Raw genomic sequence first — 10592 nt, forward strand, 5'->3', positions numbered from 1 at the left:
AACCACTGCGCCTCGCTCAGCTCATAGCGCTTCACAGCCATCCCACTGCTCCGAATCAGCCAATCCGGAACGGAATGAATCAGCACCCCTCAGCGTAGGGAATCCTGAATGTCGATTGGTCCTAGTCGATGGACCCCGGCGGTTTCGGCGGCAGGTCGCCGAAGTGTTCCTTGCCGGCGAACAGGCCGTCCAGCCGCAGGCGGGTCGAGCGCTCGAACTCCTCCTTGGAGGCGGACCGGGCGCGGGAGAAGGACAGCTCCTTGACGATGGCGTCCTTGATCCGATCGACGGCCGCCTCGTCCAGCACGCCGGCCCGCACCAGCTCGGCGGTGAGCTGCACGAGACCCACGGAGGTGGCGTGGGCGCGGAGCCCGATCAGGCCGACGCTGTCGTGGATGCGTCTTTCTTCGCTTTCGTACATCGGCGCCTCTCGCCCGCGGAGTCTCAGCCACCCCTTGGTGGTGCGATAGTGGCTCTATCGGCGCGGCTTTGGAAGCCGTCGCGGCGCGGCTTGGCGGGCCGAACGCCGGAGGCTCGTCGCTCTAAATGTGGATGGCGTGGCCCAGGGCCCTGAGCGCCGCCTCGTGGACGGCTTCCGACAGGGTCGGGTGGACATGGATGGTCCCGGCCAGATCCTCCAGTCGCGCGCCCATTTCGATGGACATGGCGAACTCGCCGGAGAGCTCCGAGACGTGCGCGCCGACGGCTTGCAGGCCGACCACCCGGTGATCGGTTTTTCGCGCCACCACCCGCACAAACCCGCCGGTGTCGCCCGCCTCCATGGAGAGCGCGCGGCCGTTGGCCTGGAAGGGGAAGATGGCGCTGACCGGATCGTGCCCGGCGGCTTCCGCCTCCTTCGGCAGCAGTCCGGCCGAGACGATCTCCGGGTCGGTGAAGCAGACCGCGGCGATGGCCTCCGGATCGAAGGTGCGGTTCTGGCCAGCGATCACCTCGACGGCGACGTGCGCCTGCGCCACCGCCTTGTGCTCCAGCATCGGCTCGCCGACGAGGTCGCCGATGGCGTAGACGCCGCTCATGGACGTCTGCATCCGATCGTTGACGTGCACGAAGGCGCCGGCCATGTCGACGCCCATCTCCTCCAGGCCCCAGCCCTCGGTGTTGGGCCGCCGTCCGACGGTGACGAGCAGCTTGTCGGCGGGGATGCGCAGGGTCTCGCCGTCCTTCTCCACCGTGAGCTGGCCCTTGGCCCAGTCGGTCGCCTTGGCCGAAAGGTGCAGGGCGACGCCGGCCTTTTCCAGCCAGGTCTTCACCGGCTTGGTGAGCGGCTCGTCGTAGAGCGGCAGGATGCGGTTCTGCGCCTCCACCACCGTCACTTCGCAGCCGAACTTGCGGAAGGCCGAGCCAAGCTCCAGGCCGATGTAGCCCGCGCCGATCACCACCAGGCGCTTGGGCAGCGCCTGGAGCGCCAGCGCCTCGGTGGAGGAGATCACGTCGTCGCCGAAGGGGATGTGCGGCAAGGCGGTGGCGACGGAACCGGCCGCGAGGATCACGGTCTCGGCCTTGATGGTGACCGGCCCGTCCCTGGTTTCGACGTGGCAGGTCTTGGCGTCGCTGAAGCGGCCCCAGCCGGTCACGACCCGGGTCTTGGCGCGCTTCAGGAGGGCGGTGACGCCCCCGTTCAGCTTGTCGACGACCGTCTCCTTCCAGGCGACGGTCCTGGCCATGTCGAGACTGGGCGGGGCGCTCAGCGAAATGCCGTCCTTCGCGCCGGCCGCGGCCTCGACCATGCCCTCGAACTTCGACGCGACGTGGATCAGGGCCTTCGACGGGATGCAGCCACGGATCAGGCAGGTGCCGCCCAGCCGGTCGCCCTCCAGCAGCACGGTGTCGATCCCAAGCTGCCCCGCGCGGATCGCCGCCACATAGCCGCCTGGTCCGCCGCCGAGGATCAGGAGGCGGGTGTTGATCGTTTCGGCCACGGCGTCAGTCCATGAACAGGGTTGCGGGGTGTTCCAGCATGGCCTTGACCCTCTGGATGAACTCCGCGGCGTCGTAGCCGTCCACCACGCGGTGATCGAAGGACGACGACAGGTTCATCATCTTGCGCACGGCGATCTGGCCGTGGCGCACAACGGGCCGGTCGACGATCTTGTTGGGGCCGATGATGGCCACTTCCGGGTGGTTGATCACCGGCGTCGTGGCGATGCCGCCGAGCGGGCCCAGCGAGGTGATGGTGATGGTCGATCCCGAGAGGTCGTCCTTCGATCCCTTGCCGGAGCGGGCGATCTCGGCGACGCGGGCCACCTCGGCGGCCGCCGCCCAGACGTCCAGCGCCTCGGCGTGCTTGACCACCGGCACCACCAGCCCGTTCGCGGTCTGGGTGGCGATCCCGATATGGACGCCCGCGTGGCGATGCACCACGCCGGCCTCGTCGTCGAAGCGCGCGTTGATCTGCGGATACTGCGGCAACACGCGCACCAGGGCCCGCATGAGGAAGGGCAGCATCGTCAGCTTCGGCTGATCGGCGCGCTTGGTCGCGTTGAGGTGGACGCGGAGTTCCTCCAGCTCGGTCATGTCGACTTCCTCGACATAGGCGAAGTGGGGGATGCGCCGCTTGGACTCCTGCATCTGCCGGGCGATGGCGCGCCGCATGCCGATGACCTTCACCTCTTCCACGGCGGTGCGCCTGGCCAGGGTCGCGGGGGCGCCGGCGCCCGAGCGAGCGAGCGCGATGAAGAGGTCGAGGTCTTCGTGGGTGATGCGGCCGGCAGGACCGGTTCCGGCCACGTGGCCGAGCTTGATTCCGAGATCTTCCGCCCGGCGGCGCACGGCGGGCGAGGCCAGCGGCTTTTCGTTTTCGGCTCGGTCGGGGATGACGCGCGCGGCGACTGCGACCGGCGCGTGGGGCGCGGCGGTTGGGGGCGGGGGCGCCTCCGTCTCCTCGACGACCGCCTTGGTAATGGGGGGCGGTGAGGCCGTCTTCTCGGCGACCGCCTTGGCCGCCGCCGGCGGCGCGCGCCCTGTGGCGGCATTGCCCGCGCCCTCGACCTCGAACACGGCGATGGGGCCGCCGACGGCGGCCATGTCGCCGGGCGCGCCATTGAGTTCGATCAGCTTGCCGGCGACCGGCGAGGTCATCTCCACCGTGGCCTTGTCCGTGAGCATGTCCACGAGCGGCGCGTCCTCGTCGACGACATCGCCGACCTTGACGTGCCAGGCGACGATCTCGGCCTCGGCGGTGCCTTCGCCGAGATCGGGCAGTTTGAAGACGAAACGTCCCACGCCTTTAAGCCTCCATCACGCGCTTGAGGGCAGCGCCCACGCGCTTCTGGCCCGGGAAGTACTCCCATTCGAAGGCGTGCGGATATGGCGTGTCCCAGCCCGTGACGCGCTCGATGGGCGCTTCCAGGTGGTAGAAGCAGGCCTCCTGGACCAGCGCCGAGAGTTCGGCGCCGAAGCCGGAGGTCCGCGTCGCCTCGTGCACGATCACGCAACGCCCGGTCTTCTTCACCGAGGCGGTTATCGCCTCGATGTCCACGGGCGCAAGCGTTCGAAGGTCGATCACCTCGGCGTCCACGCCCACCTGTTCGGCGGAGGCCACGGCCACATGCACCATCGTCCCATAGGCCAGGACCGTGACCTCGGAGCCGGCGCGCGCGACGCGGGCCTTGCCCAGCGGCACGGTGTAGTGGCCGACCGGGACGTCGTTGCCTTCGATCTTCTGCCAGGGGGTGACCGGCGTGTCCGGATTGCCGTCGAAGGGACCGTTGTAGAGCCGCTTGGGCTCGAAGATCACCACCGGATCGTCGTCCTCGATGGCCGCGATCAGCAGGCCTTTCGCGTCATAAGGGGTCGACGGGATCACGGTCTTGATGCCCGAGACGTGGGTGAACAGGGCCTCGGGGCTCTGGCTGTGGGTCTGGCCGCCGAAGATGCCGCCGCCATAGGGGCTTCGGACGGTCATCGGGCACCAGAAATCGCCCGCCGAACGGTAGCGCAACCGGGCAGCCTCCGACACGATCTGGTCGTAGCCGGGATAGATGTAGTCGGCGAACTGGATCTCGACGCAGGGCCGCAAGCCATAGGCCGCCATGCCGACCGCAGCGCCGATCAGGCCGGCCTCGGAGATCGGCGCGTCGAAGCAGCGGTTCAGGCCGTACTTCTTCTGCAGCCCTTCCGTGGCCCGGAAGACGCCGCCGAAATAGCCGACATCCTCGCCGAAGATCAGCACGTCGGGATCGCGCCCCAGCATCACGTCCATGGCCGAGTTGATGGCCTGGATCATGTTCATCTTCGCCGTTTCAGCCCCGTTGGCCTGTTGGGCGGCCTCGGCGGCGGTGGGTGCGGTGATCGGCTTGTTCATCGTCAAACCCCCAGCTCCTGCCGTTGCCGGATCAGGCGCCAGTCCATCTCCTTGTAGACGTCCTCGAACATCGTCTTGATGCTCGGGCGGTCGCCGGCGTGCAGGGTGCCGTGCGTCTCCGACTCCTTGCCGGCCGCGCGGACCAGCTCGACCAGCTCTTCGTGCAGCGCCTGCTGCGCCGCGTCCGACCATTCGCCGAGCTGGATCAGGTGACCCTTCAGCCGCTCGATAGGATCGCCCAGGGGCCAGAGCTTGGCCTCGTGGGCGGGCCGATAGCGGCTGGGATCGTCGGAGGTGGAATGCCCCTCCGCCCGATAGGTGAAGTGCTCGATCACGGTCGCGCCGAGGTTGGATCGCGCGCGCTCGACCGCCCACTGGGTCGCCGCGTAGACGGCCAGGAAGTCGTTCCCGTCCACCCTCAGCGAGGGGAGGTTGTAGCCAATGGCCCGCGACGCGAACGGCGCGTCCTCGCCGCCGGCGATGCCCTGAAAGGAAGAGATGGCCCACTGGTTGTTGACGATGTTGAGGATCACGGGGGCGCGATAGACCGACGCGAAGGTGAGCGCGTGATGGAAGTCACCTTCCGCCGTCGATCCGTCGCCGATGTAGGCCGAGGCGATGCGGTCGTCGCCCTTCAGCGCCGAGGCCATGGCCCAGCCCACGCCCTGGGTGAACTGGGTGCCGAGGTTGCCGGAGATGGTGAAGAAGCCGTGCGCCTTGGAGGAGTACATCACCGGCAGCTGGCGGCCCTTCATCGGGTCGAGCGCGTTGGAATAGACCTGGTTCATCATCTCGACGATGGGATAGCCGCGCGCGATCAGGATCCCCTGCTGACGATAGGTCGGGAAGCACATGTCGTCGTGGTTCAGCACCATCGCCTGGGCGATCGAGACGGCCTCCTCGCCGGTGCACTTCATGTAGAAGCTGGTCTTGCCCTGCCGCTGGGCGCGGTACATCCGATCATCGTAGACGCGGGTCAGCATCATGGTCCGAAGGCCGCGCTTCAGGGTGGCCACGTCGAGCCCCGGGTTCCAGGGCCCCACAGCCTCGCCATCCTTGGTCAGGACCCGCACCAGGCCATAGGCCAGGTCGCGCATGTCCTTGGGTTCGGTGTCGACCTCGGGGCGCGGCGTCGCGCCCGCTTCGGGGATCGTGAGGTTGGAGAAATCCGCTGTCTCGCCGGGCCGAAAGCGGGGCTCCGGGATGCGGAGGCTAAGCGCCCGACTGTTCTTGAGCGTCGTCATGGCCGGTCCTTGCAGAAACGGAAAATCGGTATCCGGGGTGGGCACGGGAGTTCGGTGCGGCGGGAGCCTTCCATCGATCCGGCTGCACGTCGGTCGTTCATTTCAGCAAAATCGAGCAACGTCCTTGCTGGCCACGTAGCTTTGGCGTCAAATCGTTCCATAACGCTTAAATATCAGGGTCGGTTTAACCCTGCACAGAGAATCGACGGGCGCCGCCGAACGCTGCCTGGCGAGGGCCCGCCAGGCGCGAGCGGCCCGGCGGCATGGCGATGATGAAAACGCGACCTTCCGTGAGCAGAAACTTGTCGTCGAGCGTCACTTCAGCGCGCCGCATCGCAATTTTCTTCCTTCTGCCCCTCGCGCGTCCCTTGGAAGATCATATAAGTATGCGGCAATTGCTTGCCAAAAGCGTGCCCTCGGCTGTCGGTTCCGGGGCACGAACGACGCTCATATGGCGCTGAAGGGGGAGGAAAACTTGTCTGAGGTCCTGGACGCCGTCGATGCCAAGATACTCGACCTTATCCAGCACGACGCCGGCCTCTCGGTAGCCGAGATCGCCGAGCGGGTCGGATTGTCGTCCAGCCCCTGCTGGCGGCGGATCAAGCGGCTGGAGGACGCCGGCGTCATCCAGCGGCGGGTGACCATCCTCGACCGCGAGAAGTTGGGCCTGGGGTTCGAGGTCTATTGCACGGTGAAGCTCTCCCTGCCGACCCGCGAGAACCTCGACGCCTTCGAGACCGCGATCACCAAGCTCTCCGAGGTGGTGCAGTGCGCCACGGTCACCGGCTCGGCGGATTACGAGCTCAGGGTCGTGACCCGCGACATGCACGCCTTCGACGACTTCCTACGCGAGCGGATCCTGTCGCTGGGCCTGGTCTCCAACATCGAGAGCCGCATCGTCATCCGCTCGGTGAAAAACACCACCGCGGCTCCCCTTGGCTTGATCAGTCCCTATGTGAGCGCGCAGGGGTAGCGCGAGACGGAGACAGCCATGATCGAACTCGTCATCGACCAGCGGCGCAGGGACCTCGGCGGGTTCGAGGTGGGCCGCGTGCTGCCGTATCATGCCCACCGGATGGTCGGGCCGTTCGCCTTCTTCGACCACATGGGGCCGGCGCAGTTCGCGGCGGGGTTCCCGCGGAACGTCGACGTCAGGCCGCATCCGCACATCGGACTCTCGACCGTGACCTATCTGTTCGACGGCGAGATCACCCACCGCGACAGCGTCGGCTCCACCGAGGTGATCCGGCCGGGCGAGGTCAACTGGATGACTGCCGGGCGCGGCATCACCCATTCCGAGCGGTTCGAGAACCTGCGGGCGCACGGCGGGACCATGCACGGCATCCAGGCCTGGGTGGCGCTGCCCACCGAGCAGGAGGAGACGGACCCCGCCTTCGCCCACCACGGCCGGGCCGACCTGCCGACCTATGAAGGCGGCGGCATGTGGGCGCGGCTGATCGCCGGCAAGGCGTTCGGCGCGGAGGCCAAGGTGAAGGTCCACTCGCCGATGTTCTACGTCCACTGGGCGCTGGACGCCGGCGCGACCGCCGAGTTGCCGGCGGAGTATCCCGAGCGCGCGGCCTACGTGGCGCAGGGTATCGTCGAGATCGACGGGCAGCAGATCCAACAGGGCCAGATGGCGGTCTTCGCGCCCGGCCAGACCGTTCCGGTCACCGCCGTGACCGACGCCATCGTCATGCTGCTGGGCGGCGAGCCGCTCGGGCCGAGGGTCATCGAGTGGAACTTCGTGGCCTCCTCGAAGGAGCGGATCGAACAGGCTAAGGCCGACTGGCGGGCCGGGCGTATGAAACTGCCCGACGCCGACGACCAGGAGTTCATCCCCCTGCCGCCCGATCCGCCGGGGCCAGCCAATCCGATGAGCTGAGCGCGGAACGCTCAGACGTGCTGCGCGGCGAGCTCGGCGCGGTCGGGGGCGGAAAGGGACAGCGCCGAGGCGGCCTTGAACTGGCTGTGCGCATCCTCGGCCCTCCCCCGCCGGGCCAGCGCCTCGCCCCACTTCAAGTGCAACCGGCCCCAGCGCGGCGCGAGCGCGGCGGCGGCCTGGAATTTCTGCTCGGCTGCGGCGGCGTCGCCGCTCGCCAGCAGCGCCTCGCCCCAGGCTTCCGAAGCGTCGGCGAAACGCGGCCCCAGTGACCGGGCCTTGGCGAGTTCGGCCAGCGCGCCGCGCACGTCGCCTCGGGCAAGCTTCGCCTGCCCCCATTCCAGGTGGGCATAGGGCAGCGACGGCCCCTGCCGCACCGCTTCGGCGAACCAGCGGTCGGCGCCGGCCCGGTCGCCGGCGGCGGCCGCAACCTGGGCCCGCGCGCGAACGCAGAGATAGCAGTCGAGGGGCGTCTGGCCGACCACGGCTTGCGCCTGTGTGACCTGGCCGGTCCTGGCCTGCGACAGCGCCAACCATGGCTCGTAGACAGTTTCCCGCTTCGCCTGGATGAAGCCCGCCGCGCTGGCCTGGGACGCCGCGCGCGCCAGGTCTGCGGCCTTCATCAGGGCTTCGGCGGTGGCGCGCGCGCTCGGCCAATCTCCAACCGCGGCGGCCAAGCGCCACCGCGCTTCGAGCACGGGCAGCGTCTGTCCATCGCCGAGCGTCTCCAGCCGGGCGAGCCGCCCCGCAGCCGTGCCGCCGTCGTGCAGCAGGGCGGCGGCCCGAGCGGCTCCCACGAACCTGTCCGACAGGTCCCCCACAAGCGGAGCCTGGTCCGACTCGAGATTTCCGAAATCGCCCGTCGCCTGGTCGATCCTCGCCTTGGCGGTCGCCCGCAGGAACGCCACACCGCTGCCCTGCTGCTGGCGCGGCTGGTCTTCGGGCCGCAGCTTCAGCAACTGCCGCGCAAAGGCCAGCATCGCCTCGTCATGGCCGAGCGCTTGGTTCGAGCTCGCCGCCTCCATCCGCGACGCCATGTTGGTCGGCGCCGCCTGGATCGCGATGAGGATCGTTGACGAGGCCCGCCGTCGATCGCCATCGGTGTTGGCCGAGAGCGCATAGCCGGCCGTCTGCTCGTCCGGCGTGCGGCCGAAATGGGCGAGGTGGTCGGCGGCTTCGCGCGCGTCGTCGCTCCGGCCGCGTCCCACCAGGTAGAGGATGAAGTTGCTGGGGTCGAAGGCCTGGAACGCCTTCTCGGCCGCCTGCTGCAACAGTCCGTCCATATCGGCGGCAGTACCGCGGACGACGATCGGGTCCGAGCCGGAGACCGCCAGGGTGATGGCTGCAATGCCGGCGCCCTCGTCGCGCACGTCGCCGGTCAACCGCACCTCGTGGCCGAGGCGACGGCGCAGGAAACGCGCGAGGTCGTCCAGCGAGAGGCCGGTCTGCGGGATTTCCAGCTTCACCGCATCGGCGTTGTCGCCGCGGACGTCGTCGGAGCGGGTCAGCGAGTTGGCGTTGGCGAACCGGTGGACGGCGTCGATGCGGCTGATCAGCTCGCCCGCCAGAACCTCGCCGCTCATGCCGCGGGCCGCGAACGAGGGCGGCGCCGAAAAACCGGCCACCACCAGCCCGCGCGCGTTGGCGGCGTCGTTCACCATCGCGACCAGCACGACGATCAGCGCCAGCGCGGCCGCGAGCGTCAGCCCCTGCAGGGCGAGCTTCACCAGATCGCTCAGGCTGCGGACCTTCAGGTCGCGGACCTGGCCGTTCAGCTGGCGCGCCTGGAGTTCGGCTAGCTTGCGTTGGGCGGCGAGGAAGGCCGCGACCTCCCCGCGCAGCGACGGATCATGCCGCGCCTCGTCCAGAGCGACCGCGACGCCCACTGAGCCCGTCTCGGACGACAGCGCGCCTTCGGACGATCTTTCCGGCTCCAGCATCTCGGACATGACGCCGCTCCCCGACCACGGGTATTCCTAGCAGCTTGGCTTCGGCGCGGAAGGGCTTGCACGTCCGGCTCTTCGGTTCTGGGCGTGAACCGGCTAAGGACGCGCCCATGAACGTCAGCGTCTTCGACCTTTTCAAGCTGGGGATCGGTCCCTCCAGCTCGCACACCATGGGTCCGATGACCGCCGCCGGGCGGTTCCTGGCGCGGCTGGGCGAGCGCGTGGAGCGGGCGGCGCGGGTGGAGGTGACGCTCTACGCCTCGCTGGCGCTGACCGGGCGGGGGCACGCCACGGACCGGGCGGTGATTCTAGGGCTGGCGGGGTTCGAGCCGCGCCGCCTCGATCCGGACGAGGCCGACCGGGTGGTCGGCGACATCCGCGCCAATCAGTCGCTGAATCTGGCCGGCCGTCACGGCATCGCCTTCGATGAGGCCCGCGATCTCCTCTGGGAAGGCCGCATGCGACTGCCGCAACATCCCAATGCTCTGAAGTTCGCCGCCTTCGACGCGGCCGGCGACCGCATCGCCGAGCGGACCTACTTCTCGATCGGCGGCGGCTTCGTGCGCGACGAGGACGAGATGGGCCGCAACGCGCCGGCCGACGCCGGGCCCGCCGTCCCCTACCCCTTCGAGTCCGGCGAGCAGTTGCTGCGGATGGCGGCGGACGCGGGACTGACCGTCGCCGGGGTCATGCGCGCCAACGAGGCGGTCCGCCGGCCGGACGCCGAGACCGACGCGGGCCTCGATGAGATCGCCTCGGCGATGTACGCCTGCATCGACCGCGGCATGCGCACCGACGGGATCCTGCCGGGCGGGCTGAAGGTGCAGCGCCGCGCCTTCCAGGTGCATCAATCGCTGATGTCCGACGCCGACAAGCGGATCGCCGACCCGCTGGCGGCGCTGGACTGGGTCAACCTCTGGGCGCTGGCGGTGAACGAGGAGAACGCGGCTGGCGGCAAGGTCGTCACCGCGCCGACCAATGGCGCGGCCGGGCTCGTGCCGGCGGTGCTGCGCTACTACGACCGCTTCCACCAGGGCACGGCGGACGGGCGGCGGACCTTCCTGCTGACCGCCGCGGCGATCGGCGCGCTCTACAAGAAGAACGCCTCGATCTCCGGCGCCGAGGTCGGCTGCCAGGGCGAGGTGGGCGTCGCCTGCTCGATGGCGGCGGCGGGGCTCGCGGCGGCGCTGGGCGCC

At 69.0% G+C, this 10592-nt stretch carries 9 protein-coding genes; 3 read left to right on the forward strand and 6 right to left on the reverse strand.

Annotated elements, in window-relative coordinates; genetic code table 11:
• Nucleotides 1-121: 121 nt before the first annotated feature.
• The 5 genes from JWP28_RS09185 to JWP28_RS09205 form a co-directional block, all read right to left on the reverse strand.
• Nucleotides 122-421 (reverse strand): hypothetical protein, encoded by a 300-nt coding sequence (locus JWP28_RS09185; RefSeq protein ID WP_299542281.1) that lies wholly within the window; start codon nucleotides 419-421, stop codon nucleotides 122-124.
• A gap of 121 nt (nucleotides 422-542) precedes the next feature.
• A complete protein-coding gene (gene lpdA, locus JWP28_RS09190; RefSeq protein WP_299542283.1) occupies nucleotides 543-1940 on the reverse strand; it encodes a dihydrolipoyl dehydrogenase in 1398 nt (465 codons plus the stop codon).
• 4 nt (nucleotides 1941-1944) lie between these two features.
• Nucleotides 1945-3243 (reverse strand): dihydrolipoamide acetyltransferase family protein, encoded by a 1299-nt coding sequence (locus tag JWP28_RS09195; protein WP_299542285.1) that lies wholly within the window; start codon nucleotides 3241-3243, stop codon nucleotides 1945-1947.
• Nucleotides 3244-3247: 4 nt separating this feature from the next.
• The gene (locus tag JWP28_RS09200; protein WP_366143797.1) at nucleotides 3248-4252 is read right to left on the reverse strand and encodes an alpha-ketoacid dehydrogenase subunit beta; all 1005 of its coding nucleotides are present in this window, start codon (nucleotides 4250-4252) and stop codon (nucleotides 3248-3250) included.
• A gap of 74 nt (nucleotides 4253-4326) precedes the next feature.
• Nucleotides 4327-5568, reverse strand: coding sequence for a thiamine pyrophosphate-dependent enzyme (locus tag JWP28_RS09205; protein ID WP_299542288.1), 1242 nt, complete (start codon nucleotides 5566-5568; stop codon nucleotides 4327-4329).
• Nucleotides 5569-6043: 475 nt separating this feature from the next.
• Here JWP28_RS09205 and JWP28_RS09210 point away from each other — a divergent pair, with 475 nt between their 5' ends.
• Nucleotides 6044-6541, forward strand: coding sequence for an Lrp/AsnC family transcriptional regulator (locus JWP28_RS09210; protein WP_299542290.1), 498 nt, complete (start codon nucleotides 6044-6046; stop codon nucleotides 6539-6541).
• A gap of 18 nt (nucleotides 6542-6559) precedes the next feature.
• A complete protein-coding gene (locus JWP28_RS09215) occupies nucleotides 6560-7453 on the forward strand; it encodes a pirin family protein (protein ID WP_299542292.1) in 894 nt (297 codons plus the stop codon).
• 11 nt (nucleotides 7454-7464) lie between these two features.
• Here the strand turns inward: JWP28_RS09215 and JWP28_RS09220 are convergent, their stop codons facing one another.
• Nucleotides 7465-9399, reverse strand: coding sequence for a hypothetical protein (locus JWP28_RS09220; RefSeq protein WP_299542294.1), 1935 nt, complete (start codon nucleotides 9397-9399; stop codon nucleotides 7465-7467).
• A 107-nt stretch (nucleotides 9400-9506) separates the two neighbouring features.
• Here JWP28_RS09220 and JWP28_RS09225 point away from each other — a divergent pair.
• Nucleotides 9507-10592, forward strand: a 1086-nt coding sequence (locus JWP28_RS09225) for an L-serine ammonia-lyase (RefSeq protein ID WP_299542296.1), incomplete at its 3' end; no start/stop codon positions are given.

This window comes from Phenylobacterium sp. (assembly GCF_028290885.1).
GTDB lineage: Bacteria > Pseudomonadota > Alphaproteobacteria > Caulobacterales > Caulobacteraceae > Phenylobacterium.

Bases quoted from the DNA above. Each gene is read 5' to 3' on its own strand.
- JWP28_RS09185 (WP_299542281.1), bottom strand. From the start codon at position 421: ATGTACGAAAGCGAAGAAAGACGCATCCACGACAGCGTCGGCCTGATC.
- JWP28_RS09200 (WP_366143797.1), bottom strand. From the start codon at position 4,252: ATGAACATGATCCAGGCCATCAACTCGGCCATGGACGTGATGCTGGGG.
- JWP28_RS09205 (WP_299542288.1), bottom strand. From the start codon at position 5,568: ATGACGACGCTCAAGAACAGTCGGGCGCTTAGCCTCCGCATCCCGGAG.
- JWP28_RS09215 (WP_299542292.1), top strand. From the start codon at position 6,560: ATGATCGAACTCGTCATCGACCAGCGGCGCAGGGACCTCGGCGGGTTC.
- JWP28_RS09220 (WP_299542294.1), bottom strand. From the start codon at position 9,399: ATGTCCGAGATGCTGGAGCCGGAAAGATCGTCCGAAGGCGCGCTGTCG.